17 protein-coding genes are annotated in these 21,234 nt (G+C 66.0%); 6 read left to right on the top strand and 11 right to left on the bottom strand.

Annotation, left to right across the window (positions count from 1 at the left end):
- Positions 1-160: 160 nt before the first annotated feature.
- Positions 161-1,246, top strand: coding sequence for an EAL domain-containing protein (locus tag ELS24_RS01585; protein ID WP_164741198.1), 1,086 nt, complete (start codon positions 161-163; stop codon positions 1,244-1,246).
- A gap of 30 nt (positions 1,247-1,276) precedes the next feature.
- Here the strand turns inward: ELS24_RS01585 and ELS24_RS01580 are convergent, their stop codons facing one another.
- Positions 1,277-2,239, bottom strand: coding sequence for a LysR family transcriptional regulator (locus ELS24_RS01580; protein ID WP_050446854.1), 963 nt, complete (start codon positions 2,237-2,239; stop codon positions 1,277-1,279).
- 98 nt (positions 2,240-2,337) lie between these two features.
- Between ELS24_RS01580 and ELS24_RS01575 the strand changes: the two genes are divergently transcribed.
- Positions 2,338-3,552, top strand: coding sequence for an MFS transporter (locus tag ELS24_RS01575; protein ID WP_127183211.1), 1,215 nt, complete (start codon positions 2,338-2,340; stop codon positions 3,550-3,552).
- Here the strand turns inward: ELS24_RS01575 and ELS24_RS01570 are convergent.
- Positions 3,536-4,429, bottom strand: coding sequence for a DUF4261 domain-containing protein (locus tag ELS24_RS01570; protein WP_050449927.1), 894 nt, complete (start codon positions 4,427-4,429; stop codon positions 3,536-3,538). The two genes, ELS24_RS01575 and ELS24_RS01570, sit on opposite strands and share 17 nt — an antisense overlap.
- An 88-nt stretch (positions 4,430-4,517) precedes the next feature.
- Complete coding sequence (locus ELS24_RS01565) at positions 4,518-5,432, bottom strand: LysR substrate-binding domain-containing protein (protein ID WP_050449928.1); 915 nt, start codon at positions 5,430-5,432, stop codon at positions 4,518-4,520.
- Positions 5,433-5,556: 124 nt separating this feature from the next.
- Between ELS24_RS01565 and dkgB the strand changes: the two genes are divergently transcribed.
- Positions 5,557-6,360, top strand: a complete 804-nt coding sequence (gene dkgB, locus ELS24_RS01560) for a 2,5-didehydrogluconate reductase DkgB (RefSeq protein ID WP_127183210.1) — start codon at positions 5,557-5,559, stop codon at positions 6,358-6,360.
- Here the strand turns inward: dkgB and ELS24_RS01555 are convergent.
- Genes ELS24_RS01555 through ELS24_RS01525 form a run of 7 tightly spaced genes read right to left on the bottom strand, consistent with a single transcriptional unit; the run spans position 6,326 to position 14,845 of the window.
- Positions 6,326-7,780 (bottom strand): amidase, encoded by a 1,455-nt coding sequence (locus ELS24_RS01555; RefSeq protein ID WP_164741197.1) that lies wholly within the window; start codon positions 7,778-7,780, stop codon positions 6,326-6,328. The genes dkgB and ELS24_RS01555 overlap by 35 nt on opposite strands.
- Entirely contained in the window at positions 7,777-8,790 is a 1,014-nt protein-coding gene (locus ELS24_RS01550) for an ABC transporter ATP-binding protein (protein ID WP_050449932.1), read from the bottom strand. Before ELS24_RS01550 ends, ELS24_RS01555 begins: the two co-directional genes overlap by 4 nt.
- Positions 8,787-9,860 (bottom strand): ABC transporter ATP-binding protein, encoded by a 1,074-nt coding sequence (locus ELS24_RS01545; protein WP_127183208.1) that lies wholly within the window; start codon positions 9,858-9,860, stop codon positions 8,787-8,789. Before ELS24_RS01545 ends, ELS24_RS01550 begins: the two co-directional genes overlap by 4 nt.
- A gap of 9 nt (positions 9,861-9,869) precedes the next feature.
- The gene (locus ELS24_RS01540) at positions 9,870-10,772 is read right to left on the bottom strand and encodes an ABC transporter permease (protein WP_050449934.1); all 903 of its coding nucleotides are present in this window, start codon (positions 10,770-10,772) and stop codon (positions 9,870-9,872) included.
- Positions 10,773-10,791: 19 nt separating this feature from the next.
- Entirely contained in the window at positions 10,792-11,727 is a 936-nt protein-coding gene (locus ELS24_RS01535; protein ID WP_050449935.1) for an ABC transporter permease, read from the bottom strand.
- Positions 11,728-11,761: 34 nt separating this feature from the next.
- Complete coding sequence (locus ELS24_RS01530) at positions 11,762-13,348, bottom strand: ABC transporter substrate-binding protein (protein WP_127183207.1); 1,587 nt, start codon at positions 13,346-13,348, stop codon at positions 11,762-11,764.
- A 57-nt stretch (positions 13,349-13,405) separates the two neighbouring features.
- Positions 13,406-14,845: a M81 family metallopeptidase gene (locus ELS24_RS01525; protein WP_050449937.1), complete on the bottom strand. Its 1,440-nt coding sequence runs from the start codon at positions 14,843-14,845 to the stop codon at positions 13,406-13,408.
- Positions 14,846-15,260: 415 nt separating this feature from the next.
- Between ELS24_RS01525 and ELS24_RS01520 the strand changes: the two genes are divergently transcribed.
- From ELS24_RS01520 to ELS24_RS01510, 3 genes are all read left to right on the top strand, one after another.
- Positions 15,261-16,508, top strand: coding sequence for a D-amino acid dehydrogenase (locus ELS24_RS01520; RefSeq protein WP_127183206.1), 1,248 nt, complete (start codon positions 15,261-15,263; stop codon positions 16,506-16,508).
- 31 nt (positions 16,509-16,539) lie between these two features.
- On the top strand, positions 16,540-17,982 hold the full coding sequence (locus ELS24_RS01515) for a M81 family metallopeptidase (protein ID WP_127183205.1): 1,443 nt from the start codon (positions 16,540-16,542) through the stop codon (positions 17,980-17,982).
- Between the two features lie 71 nt (positions 17,983-18,053).
- Complete coding sequence (locus ELS24_RS01510; protein WP_127183204.1) at positions 18,054-20,357, top strand: FdhF/YdeP family oxidoreductase; 2,304 nt, start codon at positions 18,054-18,056, stop codon at positions 20,355-20,357.
- A gap of 28 nt (positions 20,358-20,385) precedes the next feature.
- Here ELS24_RS01510 and ELS24_RS01505 read toward each other — a convergent pair whose 3' ends face one another.
- A complete protein-coding gene (locus tag ELS24_RS01505) occupies positions 20,386-21,177 on the bottom strand; it encodes a fused MFS/spermidine synthase (RefSeq protein ID WP_127183203.1) in 792 nt (263 codons plus the stop codon).
- Positions 21,178-21,234 lie beyond the last annotated feature (57 nt).

Raw genomic sequence — 21,234 nt, 5'->3', positions numbered from 1 at the left:
CAAGCCAACGCTTCAGCGCGAATTAGTTAAGGCGTGTCGGCGCATATCGGCACGGCCTTGCAACGGTGTCCGGATGGTCACGATGCGAGCTTTCATTCAAGCGCGGCATCCGTTTTTTTTGCCGCGAAATCCCGGACATCTTTTCGCCTGGTTCGCATCCATGACGACAATCTCTCAGCAGTTCCTGCGGCCCTTCCTGCCGTACTTTTCCTTGCTTATCCTGACCTGCGCCGTTTTGGGCGTGGCGGCGGGCGCGGTCACGCCTGCGTCCGACACGGACAGCGACAACGCCGCGGCGCGGCAGGTGTGGGACCTGTGGCTGCCCGCGCTGGGTGGCGTCTTCAGCGGGGTGCTGCTCTGTCTGCTGATCTACCGCTGGTCGATCGGGCCGCCCGGGGTACGCCGTCGATTGAAGCGTGCAATGCGGCGCGGCCATATTCATGTGGTGTATCAGCCGCTGGTGCAGATGTCCTCGGGCCGCATGGTCGGCGTCGAGGCCTTGGCGCGCTGGACGCACGAAACCCTGGGGCCCATCCCACCCGAAACGTTTTTCGCCTGGGCGGAATCAAGCGGCCTGGGGCGCGAGTTGACGCGGCATGTCGTGCGCACCGCCTTGAGCGAGCTGCGCGGCAGGCTGCGCGAAGCCGACGGTATCTATGGCAGCATCAACGTCACGCCCCGCGATATCGAAGACGCTTCCTTTGTGACGTTCATGGTGAATACCGCGCGCGAGTTCGACATTCCGGTCGACAGGATCGTGCTTGAGATCACCGAGTCGCTGGCCTTCGTGGTGGAGGACCCGCGCACGCTGATCGCCCAGCATCTTCAAGCGGGATTCCGCGTGGTCATCGACGACTTCGGCGCGGGCTATGCCAACCTGAACAATCTGCTCACGTGGCGCGTCAACGGCCTGAAGCTGGACCGCACGCTGATCCGCTGGGTCAGCGCGAATGATTGGGCGGCCACGGTGTTGGACACGGTGTTCGAGATGACACGCCGTTTGAATATCTATGTGCTTGTCGAAGGTATCGAAACCGAAGAGCAGGCGCGCTACGTGTTGGAACGCGCGCCTGAAGCCACCGGCCAAGGCTGGCTGTACGGCCGCCCCTGCCGGGCCGAACTGCTGCGCGCCAATGCGCCCCTTGCCGTTGACGCGGCAGCCGCCGCGCAAACAAGCGCCGCCTTCTGTCCGGCCGCGCGGGCCGCGGCGGCGTATCGGCGGCCCACCCGCCAGGCCGCCGGATGAGAACACCGCCCGCGACGCATCAGCGACACATCAGCCGCCCGCCAGCCCCAGCGGCAGGTGCTCGCGCATGATCTCGACAAAGCGGCGCAGCCGCGCCGGCTGAAACCGCGACGGCGCATACACCAGGGACACCGGCAGCGGGTCAGCGCGCCACTGCGGCGCCACATGCACCAAGCGGCCGGCGGCCAGATCGTCCTGCATGACCCATGCCGACCCCAGCGCCACGCCCAGTCCCAGCACGGCGGCCTTGCGCAACGCGTACAGCCCGTCGGTGGACAGGCGGGCATGAATGCCGAAGCGTTCTGTGGCGCCCGTTTCGCAATGCGTCAGGCTGACCTCGGTGCGATAGAACGTGCGCAGCGCCAGCCAGGGCAGGCAGGCCAGCGCGTCCGGATGTTGCGGCACGGGCGCCCCGCGCAACAGTTCGGGCGATGCGACAACGATGCGCGGCACTTCACCCAGCTTCACGGCGATCACCGACGGGTCCGTCACGGCGCCCACGCGAATGGCGCAATCCACGTTCTCGGCGATCAGGTCAGGCATGCGGTCATGCAGCAGCCATTCCACGCGCATCGCCGGGTACTGCTGCAAGTAGCGCGCCAGCGGCTCCACGAACTGGTCCTGGCCGAAGGCATGCGGGGCCACCACGCGCAAGGTGCCGATGGGTTCATCGCCCGCGCCGCGCACATCGCTTTCAAACGACTGCCAGGTAGCCAGCAGTTCTTTGGCGCGTTCATAACAGCGCTGCCCATCCTCGGTCAGCCGGATGGCGTGGGTGGACCGCTGCAACAGTCGCACGCCCATTGATCGTTCCAGCAATTGCAGGCGGCGGCTGACGGTGGGCTGCGTGCCACCCAATTGCGCGGCGGCGGCCGACAAACTGCCGGCTTCGACGATACGCACGAACGTTTCAATCAGCAGCAGGCGGTCGGTGCCGGCGGTGGCGGCCGTGGTATTGGCGGCGGATGTGACAGTCTTGGCAGAGGTGCTCATACGCCAACCGTATAACCGATGTACCGCCGCGCCGGCTACCAAAACATGGTCCAGACGCCCAGAATCTGCCTCGTACACGAACCTACGGACACCTCATCATGTCATCCCACCCCGCCTCCGCCACGCTGTCTCGTGGCCTGGTCTTCCTTCTCGCGATCGGCGCCGGCCTGTCGGTTGCGTCCCTGTATTACAGCCAACCCATGCTGGGCGTGCTGGGCGCCGAGATCCACGCCAACGCCGAAACACTGGGCTGGATACCCACCCTGACCCAACTAGGCTATGCCTTCGGCATCTTGATGCTGGCGCCGCTGGGCGACCGCCACGACCGCAAGCGCATCATCCTGATCAAAGCCGCCGTGCTCAGCCTGGCGTTGCTGGCGGCCGCCCTGGCGCCGTCCATCGGCGTGCTGCTGGCGGCAAGTTTCGTGGTGGGGGTGTCCGCCACCTTGGCGCAAGACATCGTGCCCGCCGCCGCGCATCTGGCGCCCGCCGAGCAACGCGGCAAGATCGTCGGCACCGTCATGACCGGCCTGCTGCTGGGCATTCTGCTGTCACGCGTGGTCAGCGGTTTCGTGGCCGAGCAATTCGGCTGGCGCGCCATGTTCGTGGCCGCCGCCGTCGCCATCGTGGCCTTGGGCGCGGCGCTGTGGCGCGGCCTGCCGCGCTTCGTGCCGACGGCTCAGTTGTCGTACGCGGCGTTGCTGGGTTCGCTGGCCACGCTGTGGCGCCAACACCCGGGTCTGCGCCGCGCGGCTACCGCGCAGGGCTTGCTGTCGCTGGGGTTCAGCGCGTTCTGGTCGACGCTGGCGGTCATGCTGCACGGCGCGCCGTTTCACCTGGGCGCCGGTGCGGCGGGTGCGTTCGGCCTGGCGGGGGCCGCTGGCGCCTTGGCCGCGCCGCTGGCCGGCCGCGTGGCCGACACCCGTGGCCCGAAGGCCGTGGCCAGCCTGGGTGCGGGCCTGACCATGGTGTCGTTTGCCGCCATGATCTTCCTGCCGTTCCTGTCGCCGCACGCCGCGCTGTGGCTGATCGGCGGCGCCGCCATCGGCTTCGACCTGGGTATCCAGACCTCGCTGATCGCGCATCAAAGCATCGTCTATGGCATTGACCCGGCCGCCCGCAGCCGCCTGAACGCCATCCTGATGACTGGTGTGTTCATCGGCATGGCCGCTGGCGGCGCGCTGGGCAGCCTGGCGCTGGCGCATTGGGGCTGGACCGGCGTGACGGTGGTGGCAACCGGCGCGGCAGCCCTGGCGTTGGGCCTGCGCGTGTGGCCGGCCGCTCGCGGCGGTGCGATTATTGCGGTGCGTTGATCTCGTCCGCCGTGATGATCTCGGCAACCAACACCTGCGCGGGACCGTCCAGGAAATACTCTTCCTGGGCGGGCTCGCGCAGTTTCATATAGGCGTTTTCGCCGATCTGCATGGTGTGCCCGGCGGCCAGTTCCGCGCCGCTTTCCAGCATGTAGCCCATGATGTTGTTGAACATGTTCGAGTAGTACTCGCCTTCATCATGGCCACGGGCCAGCGCCGCAAAATCGGGCAGGCCGAAGCAGTCGGCGCCATACGTGCGCATCCACACGCCCGCCACGCCTTCCACTTCATATTTCACAAAGCCGCAATACAGCATGGTGAGCGGCAGCGTGCGCAACAGATCCAGGCTTTCTTCACCCAGCGACTCGGCATCGAACACGCCGGCCGGCAGCGAGGTGTGCGCGTGTTCATTCAACACCGCCACGGCGCCGAATCCCGTTAGCGCACCGGCCACGGCGGCCAGCGCCACGTACTGCTCCAGCGGATCTTTTTCAAACCCTGCGTAGTACAGGATGATGTGGCTGGCATGCGCGCGGACTTCGTCCTTGACCGTGCCAGGGTAATGGGCCGGCGCCACGCAGGCTTCCAATGAATCCTTGGGATACGGCGCATCAAAACCCACCAGCCGCACCACGTGCTCGCCCCAGCCCGCCAGGCCCAGCACTTCCGGCATGTCGGGCGCGATTTCGACGCGGGCCTCGCTCATTGACGGGTGATACGCGCTCAACGCAGCCTTGAGGGTGTCCTCATTCAGCGCCAGTGGCGCGGCGAACAGCACCTGCAAGCTCAGCGGGTTTTCAATGGCGGGGTTGGCGGCCAGCGCGCGAGCGTCGGCGGATTCTTCCTTGCGGCCAAAGAAGCGGGAGAAGATGCTCATGGTTTTGGGGCTATCCAGAATTAAAACGGGGGCAGTATACGTTTGCCCCTGGTCGCGCCCGCTGCCATGTCTCGATTAGACACATCTCTCACCGTCCGGCCGGCTCCGAGAATCCATTGGGCCCCACCATTTCAACCACATAGTCGATGAACGATTTGATGCGTGATGAGATCGCGGTGTTGCGGTAGTACACCGCATTGATCGGCTGCCTGACATCTTGCGTGTGGCGCGGCAGCACTTGCTGCAAGGCGCCCGATTCACGGTCGGCTCGCGTCATGAAATCGGACAGGCAGACGATGCCCCCGGCATTCAGCGCCAACTGCCGCAGCGTTTCGCCGCTATGGGCGCGCACGCCGGGCTTGACGTGCAAGGCTTGGCCGTCGGTATCCAGCAACGGCCATTCGTTCAGCGCGTCCAGCTGGCTGAAGCCCAGCAGCGTGTGCGTGGCCAAGTCGGCCACGCGCTTGGGCGTTCCGTGTTGCGCCAGATAGGCCGGGCTGGCCAACACGCGCACACGGCTATGGCCCAGCAACACCGCGTGCAACGACGAGTCCTTCAGGCGCCCGATGCGGATGGCCAGGTCGGTGCGGCGTTCCAACAGATCGATATTGCCTTCGTTGCTGTTGAGCTCCAGTTCCACTTGCGGATAGCGCTTGCGGTAGCCCGGCACCAGCGGCGCAATCACATGCAGCATGAACGGCGAGGCGGCATCCACGCGCAACAGGCCGGCCGGCTGATTGCGCCGCACATTCATCAGGTCTTCGGTTTCTTCGACCGCCGCCACGATGCGCCGCACCTGCTCCAGATAGGCGCGGCCTTCTTCGGTCAGCTCCAGTCGGCGCGTGGTGCGCCGCATCAGCGTGGTTTGCAGCTTCTCTTCCAGCCGGCTCATCGTGCGGCTGGTGGCGGAAATGGTCTGGCCCAGCACGTCGGCGGCAGCGGTGATGGACCCGCTGTCCACCACGGCGATAAAGACCTGCATTTCGTCGAGCGTCGTTTTCATGTTTGACGTTATATCAAAAGTCTTTCGCCAATACAGGGCTTTTTCAGCAAGGATCAGGCGGGCACACTGGCGTCATTCCCAGGCCATTGCCGCCTGGATCTTCACCCCCCATTCGGAGTTTTACATGAGCATTCCCGCTTTTGGCGTCGGCACCTTCCGCCTGCAAGGTCAGGTCGTCATTGATTCGGTGCGCAACGCGCTGGACGTCGGCTACCGCGCCATCGACACCGCGCAGATCTACGAAAACGAAGCCGACGTGGGCCAGGCCATCGTCGAATCCGGCGTGGCGCGCGCAGACCTGTTCATCACCACGAAAATCTGGGTGCCCAACATGGCGCAGGCCAAGCTTGTACCCAGCTTGAAAGACAGCCTGGCCAAGCTGCGCACCGACTACGTCGACCTGACCCTGATCCACTGGCCCGCGCCCGGCAACGGCGTGTCGATCGCGGAATGCATGGGCGCGCTGGCCGAGGCCAAGTCGCAAGGCCTGACGCGCCAGATCGGTATCTCGAACTTCCCCATCGCCGAAACCCGTGCAGCCATCGCCGCCGTGGGCGCTGACGCCATCGCCACCAACCAGATCGAACTCAGCCCCTATCTGCAAAACACCGCGCTGACCGCCTTCCTGAAGGAACAGGGCATCCACGTCACGTCTTACATGACGCTGGCCTACGGCAAGGTGCTGAAAGACCCGGTCATCCAGCAGATCGCCCAACGCCACAACGCCACGCCCGCGCAAGTGGCGCTGGCCTGGGCGCTGCAACTGGGCTATTCCGTGATTCCTTCATCGACAAAGCGCGACAACCTGGCCAGCAATTTGCTTGCCCAGCAACTGCGCTTGAGCGACGAGGATATGACGCGGATTGCCGCGTTGGAACGCAATGGGCGCGAAGTCAGTCCCGAAGGATTGGCGGCGAAGTGGGACTGAGCGGCTGCTGAGATAACCGCGCCAGCGCGCTGGCCGCGTCCAACAGCATCGGCTCGCTACCCGCCGGACCCAGCAAGTCCAGCCCGACCGGGATGCCGCTCTGCGTGAAGCCGATGGGCAGGCTCAAGGCCGGCAAACCGGTCACCGCCGCCAGCAGCCCATTGCCGCCGCGCTGCGGTTCGCCCAGCAACACCGGCGCGCCGCGCACGCTGGGATAGGCCAACAGGTCCAGCGAGCCGGATGCCAATGCCGCCAGCACCTCGGCACGGATCGCCGCCGCGCGCCCTAGTACAGCCTGGCGCACGCTGCCGTCGGGGTCGCGCAGCGCCTCGCGCTCGCGCAGCAGGGTCATCACTTCCGGATGGGGGTAGGCGCCGTCCAGAATATCGGACAGGCTGCGGACGGGCAGGCCGGCGTCATGCAGGCAGCCCGCGAGCGCATCGCGAAATTCGTAGCCCGTGACGTTGGCCGCCATCAAGCGCGCATCGTCCACGGGAAGATTCACGGATTGAATCCGCACCCCTTGCGTCTGCCAACGCGTCAAGACGGTTCGCGCGTGCGCTGAAACTTCGCGTTCGCCAGGATCGTCTCCAAAGAGCGAATCCAGCGTGCCGACGCGCCAGTCAGTGCCCGCTCGCGGCGCGGCCGGCGTTGCCCGGTCCGTGCCCGCCATCACCGACCACAACCGCGCCAGATCGTCCGCGCAGCGTGCCATCGGGCCCACGGTGTCCAGCGTGGGGGACAAGGGCACGACACCGGCCGTGCTGCAGCGCCCGGCTGTCGGGCGCAGGCCCAGCACCTGGTTGAACGCCGCCGGAATGCGGATTGAACCGCTGGTGTCGCTGCCGATCGCGGCCGCCGCGAAGCTTGCCGCCACCGCCACCGCGCTGCCGCCGCTGGAACCGCCCGGCACACGCGCGGCGTCATAGGCATTGCGGGTACGGCCGGACAAGGAAGACACGTTGGTGATGCCGCAAGCCAGTTCATGCAGCGTGGTCTTGCCCAACACGATGGCGCCCGCCTGGCGCAGGCGCCGCACGACGTCGGCGTCCTGCGCCGGCCGCCGTTGCGCCAGCGCGCGCGATCCGGCCGTGGCCGGCATGCCGACAGCGTCGATGTTGTCCTTGATAAGAATCGGAACGCCATGCAGCAAACCCAACGGCGCGCCGTGCCGTCGCTGCGCATCGCAGACTTGGGCCTCGTCCTCGGCCCGCGGATTCAATGCCAGCACCGCGTTCAACACGGGACCGTGCTGGTCGTAGGCAGCAATGCGCGCCAGATACGCACGCACCAGGTCGACGGCGCTGAGTTTCCCCGCCGCCATCGCCGCCTGCAATGCCCCGATCGATTGGCCGAATACCGGATCGATATCCGTCGACGACGACGACAGGGGCCCCGCCAACAATGCAGGCGCGTTCATCGGAAGTGGCACGCCACCCATTGCTGCCCAGCGCCCGATGCCACGGGCCGTTCGGTCAGCGCCGGTTGCGTTTCACGGCAGATCGGTTGCGCCAGCGGACAGCGCGTATGGAAACGACAGCCACTGGGCGGATTCGCGGGACTGGGCGGATCGCCTTGCAGCAGTTTGCGTTGCGCCGGCTTGTGCGGGTTGGGCACCGGCACGGCCGACAGCAGGATCTCGGTGTACGGGTGCCTGGGTTGCGAAAACAAGGTGTCGCGGTCTGCCACTTCGACGATGCGGCCCAGGTACATCACCGCGACGCGATGGCTGATGTGCCGCACCACGGCCAGGTCGTGCGCCACGAACAAGTACGCGATGCCCATCTCTTGCTGCAAATCCATCAGCAGGTTGATCACCTGCGCCTGCACGGACACGTCCAGCGCCGACACGGGCTCATCGCATACGATCAGCTTGGGCCGCAGCGCCAAAGCCCGCGCAATACCAATGCGCTGCCGCTGCCCGCCCGAGAACTCGTGCGGAAACTTCTTCATGGATTCCGGGCGCAGGCCGACCTTGCTGAACAGCCAGGCCAGTTCGTCCACCCGGGCACGGGCGCCAGGCATCGGGTAGTTGCGCAGCGGTTCGCCGACGATGTCGCCCGCCGTCATACGCGGATTCAAGGACGCATAGGGGTCCTGGAAGATGATCTGCATGTCGCGCCGCCGGTCGCGCATTTGTTCCGGCCGCAACGACAGGATCTCTTCGCCTTCCAGCTTCACCGATCCGGCCGTCGGCTGGATCAGGCGCAGCACGGATTTGCCCGTCGTCGTCTTGCCGCAACCCGACTCGCCGACAAGCGCCAGCGTTTCTCCGCGCGCCACATTGAACGACACGCCGTCCACCGCCTGGATGACCTTGCGGCGCGGCTGAAACCAGCCGCCCGCGCCGGGGTAGTGCATCTTCAGGTCGCGCACTTCCAGCAAAGGCGCGGTGGATGCCGATGCCGGCTGCTGCATAGGGGCGCTCATGCTTGAACTCCGGTCAGGTCGGCGCTGGACGCCGGAATGGAGGCGGCTTGCGGAGCTGGCTGCGCCGCCACGCGCGCCACCTCATGGCAAGCCACCACATGATCGTCGCCGTGTATGGTCAGTTCCGGGGCTTCGACGCGGCAGCGCTCCGTCGCATAGGTGCAGCGCGGCGCGAAACTACAGCCTTTGCCCAGCTCGCTGGGCGCGGGCACCATGCCGGGAATCTCGGCCAGGCGTTGCGTGGCGGCATTCATCGACGGCATCGAGCCCATCAGTGCCCGCGTGTACGGATGCAAAGGGCGGTCGAACAATTCGGCCACCGGCGCTTCCTCGACCTTGCGGCCCGCGTACATGACAGCCACGCGGTCGCAGCATTCGGCCACCACGCCCAGGTCGTGGGTGATCAGCACGATGCCCATGCCCAAGGTCTTTTGCAGGTTGCGCAGCAGGTCCACGATCTGCGCCTGGATGGTGACGTCCAGCGCCGTGGTGGGTTCGTCCGCAATCAGCACCTCGGGGTTGCAGGCCAGCGCCAGCGCAATCATCACGCGCTGCCGCATGCCGCCCGACAACTGGTACGGATACTCGTGTACCCGGCGTTCGGGCTCGGCAATCTGCACCAGCCGCAGCATTTCCTCGGCGCGGCGGTAGGCGTCGCGACGGCTCAGTTTCTGGTGCACCATCACCGTCTCGGCAATCTGGCGCCCCACGGTCAGCACCGGATTCAGCGAGGTCATCGGTTCCTGAAAAATCATCGAGATGCGGTTGCCGCGAATCTGGCGCATCTGCTTTTCAGTCAGGCTGAGCAGGTCGGTGCCGCGATACCGGATCTGGCCGCCGGCAAAGCGTCCGGGCGGCGTCGGCACCAGACGCAGAATGGACAGCGCCGTCACGCTCTTGCCGCAACCGGACTCGCCGACCACGCCCAGCGTGCGACCGGCCCGCACTTGATACGACACGCCGTCCACCGACCGGACCGTGCCGGAAACGGTATCGAAGTACGTGCGCAGGTTGTCGACTTCCAGCAGCACGTCGCCAGGGGCGACGGCGTTGGCGGGGGATAGAGCCATGGCGTCCTCCTAGCGTTGGTTGGCCAGGCGCGGGTCCAGCGCATCGCGCAGGCCGTCGCCCATCAGGTTGATCGCCAGCACGGTGATGGCCAGCAAGATACCCGGGTACAGAATGGTGTAGAAGGCCACGGCCACGTAGTTGCGCGCATCGGCCATCATGTTTCCCCAACTGGGTACCTGGGCCGGCACGCCGACGCCCAGGAACGACAGCACCGCTTCGGTCAGCACGGCGGTGGCGGCGATGAAAGTCGCCTGCACGACCAGCGGCGTCACCATGTTGGGCAGCACATGCCGGCGCAGTATCACCGGCAGGCGCGTGCCAATGGCATGCGCCGCTTCCACATAGAGTTGTTCGCGCAGCGTCAAGGCCAGCGAACGCACCAGCCGCACTACGCGCGGCACCTGTGGAATGGCGATGGCGATGATCACGGTCGTGAGGCTGGCGCGTATCACCGCCATCAGCGCAATGGCCAGCAAGATGTCCGGGATGGCCATCATGCCGTCCATGATGCGCATGATGATGGCGTCGGCCCAGCGCACAAACCCGGCCAGCAGGCCCAGCACCACGCCCAGCAGGCTGGCCACCAGCGCCACGACGATCGCGACCACCAGCGACACCCGGCCGCCCCACACCACCCGGCTGAACACATCGCGGCCCATCGCATCGGTGCCGAAATAGTGTTCCGCCGACGGCGGCTTCAAGCGCTGCAGGGGGTTGATCGTGATGGGGTTGTGCGTGGCGATCCAGGGCGCGGCAATCGCCAGGGCCGCCACGATCAGCAGCAGCACCAGCCCAATGATCAGCGTGGGGTGTTTGCGTATCCAGCGCCAGCGCCGGCCCCCCGTCGTCAGCGCCTCATGCAGCAGGATGGGCGCGGCGGGCGCTTGGGTGGAAATCGAATTTTCTGACATGAATCTTTCCCGCGACGGCTCAATAACGGATACGCGGATCGAACAGCCGGTAGCTGAGATCGATCAACAGGTTGATCAGCACGTAGGCGCCGGCCGAGATCAGCAGCACGCTCTGGATCACGGGGTAGTCGTGGTGCTGAACGGCGTCGATGACCAGGCGGCCAATGCCCGGTATGGCGAACACCGTCTCGGTCACGACCACGCCGCCAATCAACAACGCAATGCCCACGCCCACCGTCGTGGCAATGGGAATGGCGGCGTTGCGCAGCGCGTGCTCCAGCACCGGCAATACGGCCAGGCCCTTGGCGCGCGCGGTGCGGATGTAGTCTTCGTGCAGCACTTCGACCACGGTGGCTCGCGTCATCCGCGTGATCAGCGCGATGTACACCAGCGCCAGGTTGATGCAGGGCAGGGTCAGGTTGCGCAACCACGGCCCGACGCCATTGGACAGGCTGACGTAGCCCTGCACCGGCAGCCATTGCAGCTTGACGGCAAAGCCGTAGATCAGCAGATAACCCACCAGGAACACCGGCAAGGAAAACGCCAGCACCGCGAACAGCATGACCAGACGGTCGATCCAGGTGCCGGCGCGATAGGCCGCCAACACGCCCAGCGGCACCGCCACCAGAATGGATACCAGCATCGTGATGGCGGCGATCGACAAGGTCGGTTCCACGCGCTGCGACAGCAGTTGCGTCACGGGAACCTGCGTGAAGATCGACGTGCCCAGATCGCCCTGCAGCAACTTGCCGGCCCACAGCCCGAACTGCCGCCACAGCGGCTCGTCCAGGCCCAGCGCCGTGTGCAGCGTGGCGATGTCTTCCGCGGTGGCGAAGTCCCCGGCGATCAATGCCGCCGGGTCGCCGGGCGACAGGTGGATCAGCAGGAACACGATCACTGCCACCACCGCCATGACTGGCACGATGGCCAGCACGCGCCGAATGATGTAACCCATAGTTGTCTCGCGTATCGGTAGCGGCGGGCGCGGACTACTTGTCCAACACCCAAAGGTTGGGCAGGCTCCAGATCTTGTCCGTGTTCTTCAGGCTGTTGTGCGCGGCGAAGGCTCGCGAATATTGGCCAATCGAGATCACGGGGAAGACTTCGTAGACGCGCTCCTGGAACAGGTCCAGCACCCGCTTGCGTTCGTCGGAGGTGGTTGCGGAGATCCACTGCTGGCGCAATTCGTCCAGCTTCTTGTCGCACGGCCAGCCCGGCAGGCTGTTGCCGCACACCGCGCCCAGATAGGTGTTGCTGAGCGGCGAGTCGACGTTGAATTCAGAGGCGGCCGACAGGAAGATGTTCCAGCCACCCTTGTCCAAAGGGGCTTTGCGCGCGCGGCGCGCCGTCAGCGTGGCCCAGTCCATCGACTGGATGTCCAGGTTGACCCCGATATCCTGCAAGGCCTGGATGGCAACCAAGGTGGCGGAATTCAGATAAGCCAGGTCGGTGGGCAGCAGGATGGCCAGCTTCTCGCCCTTGTAGCCCGCTTCCGCCAGCAGCTTCTTGGCCAGCGCCGGATCGGGCTTGGCATAAGGCGCCGCGCCCGCCGTGCTGTCGTTGGGGCCACCGCAGATGAAGACCGTGGCGCAGTACTTCATGCGCAGGTCATCCGGGTAGCCCATGGCGGCGGTGAACTTGTCCTGGTCGATCAGGTGCGCAATGGCCTGGCGCGCCTTCGGGTTGTCGAACGGCGGCATGGACTGATTCAGGACGATGTAGCCTTGCGCGCGTTCCAGCACGCCGATCTTGACGTTCTTGTTGGCGCGCAACGCATCGATGTAGTCGGCGGGCGCCTGCTCGATCATGTCGACTTCGCCATTGGTCAGGGCGGCGGTTGCGCTGTTGGAGTCCGGCAGCACGCGCCATTCCACGCGGGCGATGTGCGGCGTCTTGTCGCCAGCCAAGCCGTCCGCCGGCGCCTTGGGGCCGATGTAGTTCGGGTTCCTCTCGAACACGATCTTGCTGCCGGGCACCCACTCGTCGCGCTTGAACATGTAGGGGCCCGAGCCGACCACTTCGGTCAGCGGCCGGGTGGCCGGCTGGGACGCCAGACGCTTGGGCAGGATGAAAGCAGGGTAGCTCGACACCTTGGCCAGGCCATCCAATACCAGGTCGAACGGTTGCGTCAGCGTCAGCGTGAAGCGGCTGTCGTCTTGCGCTTCCCATTTGCCGCCCGCGCGCGTGATGGCCTGCCCGATGTTGTCGCGCGCCGACCAGCGTTCCAGCGACGCAATCACATCGGCCGTGGTCAGCGCCTGACCGTCGCTGAATTTCAGGCCGGGCCGCAGCGTGAAGGTCCAGGTCTTCTTGTCGGCGCTGGCCTCGTACTTTTCGACCATCTGCGGCTGCGGCTTGCTGTGCGTATCCATCGCGAACAGCGTGTCGTAAACCATATAGCCAAAATTGCGCGTGATGTAGGCGGTGGTGAACGTCGGGTCCAGCACCTTCAGGTCGGCGTGCGGAACGATACGCAGCGTCTTGGCTTGCGTTTGTGCCTGCGCGGGCGCGGCGCCCAAGGTGCAGGCAAGGCCAAGCGTGGCCATCGAGAACAGGCAAAGCAGGCGGTTTTTCATCGCACTAGGCTCCCATCAAATTGGTGGATTTGCCGGCGCATTTACGCCGGCAGGATCTTAAAGCGGCCACTTCGGCAGCCGGATGTTGCGATACGTCAGGGTCTTCCAATCGGGCGTGGCAACGCCCCGGCCGCCCACATAGATGATGTGGCGCGCCACCTGCGAGAACGAGGCATGGAAATGCTGAGCGGACTTGACCACGACAATCTTCCTGGCCGAGAGATCGCATCCCAACTGCGTGAACAGGTCCATGTTGATGGCCTGGTTGCGCACGGATGTCAGCACGATCTGGATGCCTTGCGCTTCAACCAGCGCACAGTCGCCCATCGGCGCGGGCGCGCCGGATAGCCCCGTCATGACGAGTTCCGCCTGCACCGCGAGGACGGTGCAGCGCAGATCAACAGGGTCGCCGGACAGCGGGCCAACCTTGCCGCCGATACGCAAGTCAAGTTCGGCGCCCACGCCCGCGTCGAACGCGATGCGCGCGGCGACTGGGTCCCACATCGGCCCAAGCGCCGCGTTGCTCACGCCGCGTTCCAGCATGCGGCGCAAGACGAAGGTCGCGTCGCCCGGTGCACCGCTGCCCGGGTTGTCGGGCCGGTCGGCCAGCACCACGGGGCCGCCATCGAAGGCCAACGCTTCATCCAGCGCCTCGTCCACGCTGCGGTAAGGCACCATCAACTGCTCGCGCATGCCGATCAATTCATCAGCCAGCGTGCGCGCCAGGGCTTGCGCGGAAGCCGCGTCGCCATCGGCGTAGACCAGCACCTTGGTGCCCATCTCGGGTACGTCACCGGTTGCAAAGCCCTGCGCGGCGGACACCGACAGAATGCCGTCGCGGCCTTCCAGCGCTTTCATGCGGCTGACAAAGCCGCGCGCCGGTTCGCGCGTGGTGTGCATGGGCACGATCATCTCGCAATCCACCAACGCGGCGACGGGGCGCGTGCGGCCGGCCTGCGCATCCAGGCACAAGGCCAGCAGGTCTTCCGCGCGTTCGCGTATATCGGTGTGGGGATATTCCTTGAACAGCACCAGCACGGTAGCCTGCTCGACCATCAGTGGCGTCAGGTGCGCATGCGGATCCAGTTCGGCGCCCACGGTCACGTTGGGGCCGACCAGCTCGCGCACGCGGCGCAGCAGGTCGCCTTCGCAATCGTCATAGCCATCGGCGACCATCGCGCCATGCAGGCCCAGCAACACCATGTCGACCGGTAGCGCGGCGCGCAGATCCGCCAGCAGTTCGTCGCGCAAGGTCTCGTAGGCGGCGCGCGTGGTGATGCCACCCGGCTGCGCGGATGTCACCAGCCCTTCGGCCAGCGTCCACCCCGCCTCGCGACCTTGCAGGCGCGCCACGTAGAGCGGCGCGCCTGCGAAGGTGACCGAATCGGGATGCGTGCCCGCCGGGTAGTAGTCGCGCTCTTGAAATGCCGCAAGGCTGGTGGGCATGGGCGCGAAGGTGTTGGTCTCGGTGCCCAGACCAGCGCTGAAGACCTTCATGGCTGCGCTCCCGGACAGGCTGGCGCAAGCGCCGCGACACACGCGGCGTTCCGGTAAGACGTCATCATTTCCCCTTGTATAGGCCGGTTATCCGTCATCGCCATCCTGTTCAAGGCGGCGCTGCGTTCCGTAAGCGGATCATCGGCGGGGCACACTCGCGGCACAAATAGCTAACGTGCGCCTATGGATAACCCAAGGTTATGGTGTGCGTGTTTTTCCCGGTAAAAGCGGTTGAAAGCCGCTTTACGACGTTCGCGCTTTAGGGAAAACGATAGGGCGGCAATCAGCGAGCGACGGGGTGACGCACGCGCGCCGCACACATATCGCAAGGTTATGGATGGCATGTGATTTGGAATTTGCCCGGCCTCATTGCGCGGCCCAGAATCGTGCCCAACCTGAACCTACGAGGCGAGTCATGCGGGTATGCGTAATTGGGGCGGGCGTGGTCGGCGTGACGACGGCGCACCTGTTGTCGCGGGCGGGGCACGACGTGGCGTTGGTGGACGAACGGGCGCAGCCGGCCATGGGCAGCAGCTTTGCCAACGGCGGGCAACTCAGCTACAGCTACGTGGCGCCGCTGGCCGGCCCCGGCGCCTTGGCCGACATGCCGGGCTGGATGTTCCGGCGCGATTCGCCGCTGCGTTTGCGCTATCGATTCGATCCGTCGCAATGGCTGTGGCTGGCGGGGTTTCTGCGAGCTTGCCGCGCATCGGTATCGCGCGCATCCACCGCCGAGCTGTTGTCCTTGTCCTACCTCAGCCGCGACACACTGCACGCGATGCTGGCGGATGCGCCCATGGATTTCGGCCTGTCGCGCACCGGCAAGCTGATTGTGTATCGCGATGCCGCGCAGCTGGACAAGGCTGCCGCGCTGGTGCGGTATCAAGCGGCGCATGGCACGGATCAACGCGTGCTCTCGCGCGACGAAACGCTGGCGGCCGAACCCGCGCTGGCGGGCATGGGTGCGCGCATCGCGGGCGCGGTCTACACGCCCGGCGAGGAAACCGCCGACTGCCATCGCTTTACGGATTCCCTGTTCCAACGGCTGCGTCAGGCCGGCAACGTGACGGTGCACATGGACACCCGCGTCAAGCGCCTGCGCCGCGAACGCGGCCGCATCGTCGCCGCGCAGACGGCGGCGGGCGATATTCAGGCCGACGCCTTTGTTGTCGCCTCGGGTATCGGCAGCCGGCCGCTGCTGGCGGCGCTGGGCCAGCGCGTACCGCTCTATCCGCTCAAGGGCTACAGCCTGAGCGTGCCGATCACGGCGGACACCACCGACGTGCCGACCATCAGCGTCACCGACTACGAGCGGCGCATCGTCTACGCGCGCCTGGGCAAGGTGCTGCGCATTGCCGCCATGGTCGACATCGGCGCCAAGCATGACGAAGTGGACGCCACGCGGCTGGACACGCTGCGGCGCCAGGTGGTCGAAGCGTTTCCCCGCCTGGACTTGTCCCGCGCGCAGGCCTGGGCGGGCGTGCGGCCCGCCACGCCCACCAGCAAGCCGCTGATCGGCAAAAGCCGCGCCGCCGACAACCTGTGGCTGAACCTGGGCCAGGGCGCGCTGGGCTTCACGCTGGCCTGCGGCAGCGCCGCCTTGCTGACCGCGCAGATGACGGGCGGCGCCTTGCCCATCGACGCCGCCCCCTTCCAACCCTGATCGGGCGCCGCGCGCCTTTTGGAGCCGTCCCATGCGTATCTTCACCGGCGCACTCGCCACAGAAACCAACACGTTTTCGCCCTTGCCCACGGGCCTGGCGGCCTTCACGTCGCGCGAATACCTGCCGGCGGGTACGCACCCTGACCACATGACGTTCTACGGCGGGCCGTTATGGGTGGCGCGCGAGCGTGCCCAAGAATACGGCTGGACGGTGGTGGAAGGGCTGGTCGCGTCGGCGCAACCGGGCGGCATCACCACGCGCGCCGCCTACGAAACCCTGCGTGATGAACTGCTGGCCGACCTGCGCGCCGCGTTGCCCGTGGACATGGTGCTGCTGGGCCTGCATGGTGCGATGGTTGCCGATGGCTATGACGATTGCGAAGGCGACATCCTGCGCCGCGTGCGCGAGCTGGTCGGCCCCGATGTGACCGTGGGCGCCGAACTGGATCCGCATGCCCATCTGACGCCACTGATGGTGGAGCAGGCCACCGTGCTGGTGCTGTTCAAGGAGTATCCCCACATTGATGTGTACGAGCGCGCCTGCGAACTCGTTGAGCTGTGCCGCGCGGCGCATCAGGGCCGGCAACACCCCACGCCAGCGCTGGTGGATTGCGACATGGTGGTGCCCATGCACACCACGCGCGACCCCGCGCGCGCCTTTGTCAGCCGCATCAAGGCGCTGGAAAACCGCGATGGCATCTTGTCGATTTCGGTGGCGCAGGGTTTCGCCACCGGCGACGTACCGGAGATGGGCACCAAGGTGCTGGTCTACACCGATGGCGACGCTACCGCCGCGCAAGCGCTGGCGCGAACCCTGGCCGACGAACTGATCGGCATGCGCGAGCAATTGATGGTGCCCTACCGCGGCGTGGATGACGCGCTGGACGAAGCCCTGGCGTTCGGCCAGGGTCCGATTGTGCTGGCCGACCGGTCCGACAACCCCGGCAGCGGCGCGGCCGGCGACTCGACGTACATCCTGGCGCGCCTGCGCGAACGCGGCGTTCGCGGTGCCGCGCTGGGGCCGATGTGGGACCCCGTGGCCGCGCGCATCGCCTTCGACGCGGGGGTGGGCGCGGAACTGGACCTGCGCATTGGTGGCAAGATCGGCCCGCTGTCGGGCTCGCCCGTGGACGCGCGCTGCCGCGTGGTCGGCACGCACGCCAACATGATGATGACCGGCAACGCCGACACCCGCATCGCACTGGGCGACTGCGCGCTGGTCGATGCGGACGGCATTCTGATCGCGCTGGTGTCGCTGCGCACGCAGGCCTATCACACGGACCTCTTCACGCAGTTGGGCTGCGATCTGAAGGCGCAACGCCTCATCGTGGTGAAGTCGGCCCATCACTTCTACGCCCGCTACGCGCCGCTGGCCCACGCCGTGCTGTACGTTGCCGCGCCCGGTTCCGCCAGCCCGGATTGGCGCAGCCTGCCATACCGCAAGATCCGTTTGCCGAAGTGGCCGATCGGCTAGGCCCGTCCGTCACAATTTATTGACGGCGCTTGGCATACAGTGCTTCATAGCATCTTGAACCAGAGATTTTTATGAAGCCAAGCAAGAACCCGCCCAAGAAACCAAACCGCCTGACCGGCATTCAACGCTACGACGCCCCCGCCGGCGGCTGGGGCGCGCTCAAGGCCACGGCCCAGGCCGTGGCCGACCAGATGCGGATCGCCGAAGCGCCCGTGCTTCTGCTGCGCACCAACAAGCCGGACGGCTTTGACTGCCCGGGCTGCGCCTGGCCCGACAAGGCCCATACGTCCACCTTCCAGTTCTGCGAAAACGGCGCCAAGGCGGTCACCTGGGAAGCCACCAAGAAGCGGGTCACGCCTGAATTCTTCGCCGCGCACACCGTCACCGAATTGCTGACCTGGAGCGATCACCAGCTGGAAGACGCCGGCCGCCTGACGCATCCGTTGCGGTACGACGCCACCAGCGACACCTATCAGCCCATCTCGTGGGACGCGGCCTTTGCCCACATCGGGCGCACGCTGTCCAGCCTGCCGGCCCCCGACATGGTGGAGTTCTACACGTCTGGCCGCGCCTCCAACGAGGCCGCCTTTCTGTTAAGCGTGTTTGCGCGCGAGTTCGGCACCAACAACTTTCCCGACTGCTCGAACATGTGCCACGAGGCCACCAGCGTCGGGTTGCCGCAAGCCATCGGCATCGGCAAGGGCACGGTGTCGCTGGATGATTTCGACGCCTGCGACCTGATCATCTCGATGGGCCACAACCCCGGCACCAATCACCCGCGCATGATGGGCACCTTGCATGAATGCGCCCGGCGCGGCGTGCCGATCATCGTGTTCAACCCCTTGCGCGAACGCGCGCTGGAACGCTTCGCCGACCCGCAAGACCCCATCGAAATGGGTACGTTCGGCTCGACCCGCATCGCGTCCACGTATTACCAGGTGAAGGTTGGCGGCGACGCGGCGGCGCTCAAGGGCATCATGAAGGCGCTGGTGGAGGCGGACCGCAAGGCGTCTGGCGTTCTGGATCACGCGTTCATCGCGGAGCACACGAACGGGTTTGACGCCTACGTGCAAGACCTGGACGACACCGCCTGGGCCGACATCGAACAAGCCAGCGGCCTGGCGCGCGCGGAACTGGAACAGGTGGCCGCCGCCTACGCCAGGTCCAAGGCCACCATCGTCACTTACGGCATGGGTATCACCCAGCATGCGCGCGGCACGCAGAACGTGCAGCAGATCGCCGCGCTGCTGCTGATGCGGGGCAACTTCGGCAAGCCCGGCGCCGGTATCTGCCCGCTGCGTGGGCACTCCAATGTGCAAGGCAACCGCAGCGTCGGCATCACCGAAAAGATCGACCCGGTGATGTTCGACAACTTTGAAAAGACGTTTGGCTTCCGCCCGCCCGAACGCCATGGACACGACGCTGTTGACGCCATGAAGGCGATGGTGAACGGTGAGGCGCGCGCGCTGATCTGCCTGGGCGGCAACCTTGCCATGGCCTTGTCCGACACCAGCCAGTGCGAGGCCGGTATGCGCCGCCTGGACCTTGCCGTGCACATGAACACCAAGCTGAACCGCTCGCAGTTGCTGATTGGCCGCGACGCGATCATCCTGCCGGTGCTGGGCCGCACGGAAAGCGACGTGCAGGCCAGCGGCGCGCAGTCCATCACCGTGGAAGACTCAATGTCGATGGTGCATGCCTCGCGCGGCAAGCTGGCGCCGGCGTCCGAGCACCTGCGCTCGGAACCCGCCATCATCGCCGCCATGGCCGCCGCCACGCTGCCCGCCAGCCGCGTCCCGTGGCGACAACTGGTGGAAGACTACGGCCGCATCCGCGACCTGATCGAACAGGTGTACCCGGACTTTCATGGCTACAACGAACGCATCCTGAAGCCGGGCGGCTTCCGCCTGCCGCTGCCGCCCACCGAGCGCATCTGGAAAACGCCCTCGGGCCGCGCTGAGTTTCTGCCGTTCAAGGGAATACAAGATGGTGGCTTGCAGGAAGACCCCGCCGGATCGCCCGGCAGCCTGACGCTGACCACGCTGCGCAGCCACGACCAATACAACACCACCATCTACGGCCTGGACGATCGCTACCGTGGCGTGTTCGGCCGGCGCGACGTGCTGTTCATGAATGCATCCGACCTGACGCGCCACGGCCTGGAACCCGGCGACGACGTCGAGCTTCAGACCGACCTGCCCGGCCAGTCGCATCGGCGCCTGCGGTTGACGGCGATTGCCTACGACATCGCGGCCGGCTCGGTCGGCGCGTACTACCCCGAAGCCAATGACCTTTGCCCGCTGGACTACCAGGACAAGCAAAGCGGCACGCCCAGCTACAAGTCGATTCCGGTGCTGATTCGAAAGGTGGCGTAGCTAGCCGGACGGCCAAGCATCCGGTGGCCTATCGAAGCTCCAGCGTCGCCCCGATCACCCGCATCGTCGGCATCAACTGGCGCCAGGCGTCACGGGGTATCGACGCTGGCCGCTTCAGTTCCGCGGCGGCGGGGTCGTTCAACAGGTCGCCCTTGCAGGCAAAGACGATGCTGTTGGTCATGTCGTCGTCCACCACTTCGAACATTGCCGGCCCGAACGAGGCGCGCACGCGGGCCAGGTAGTCGTGGTGCATGGGGTGGTTCACGTGGTAGTTGATGACCAGAATGCCGTCGTCGCGTAGCGCACGGAAGCAGTCGGCGTAGAACGCTTCCGAGCACAGGGCGTCGGGGATGCCGCCCACGCCGTAACCGTCCAGGAAAATCACGTCGGCGTGGTCAGACAGGCCGCGCAGATGGTCGGCGGCGTCGGCCTGGATGACCTGGAAGCGCTCATCGTCGCGCGGCACCATGAAGGTGTCGCGCAGCGCGATGACAGCGGGGTCGATCTCGACCACTTCGATCTGGGTGCCGGCCAGGTAGCGATAGCAGAACTTGGGCAGTGAGCCACCGCCCAGGCCCACCATCAGCATGCGGGCGGGCTCCGGCTTGAACAGCACGAAGCCCATCATCATTCGCGTGTATTCGATTTCCAGCGCATCGGGGTTGAGCACCGACATGCTGCTCTGGATTTCCTTCTGCGTGAAATGCAGCGTGCGGCGCGTGCCGGCGTTCTGGACGAAAGGCCGATGGATGGCGGCGGGCGCGTCGGAAGATGCGGCGTCGGAAGGCGCCGCGTCGGCGGGAAGATGGGGGTCGGACATGGGTAGGGCGGGTGGTGAAAACAGGCACAAGATACCACCTGCGATCAGGCCCCCATC

The sequence above is a fragment of the Achromobacter spanius genome (assembly GCF_003994415.1).
Taxonomy (GTDB): domain Bacteria; phylum Pseudomonadota; class Gammaproteobacteria; order Burkholderiales; family Burkholderiaceae_B; genus Achromobacter; species Achromobacter spanius_C.
The sequence above is the reverse complement of the archived record's forward strand: the minus strand, read 5'-3'. Positions and strand labels throughout refer to the sequence as shown.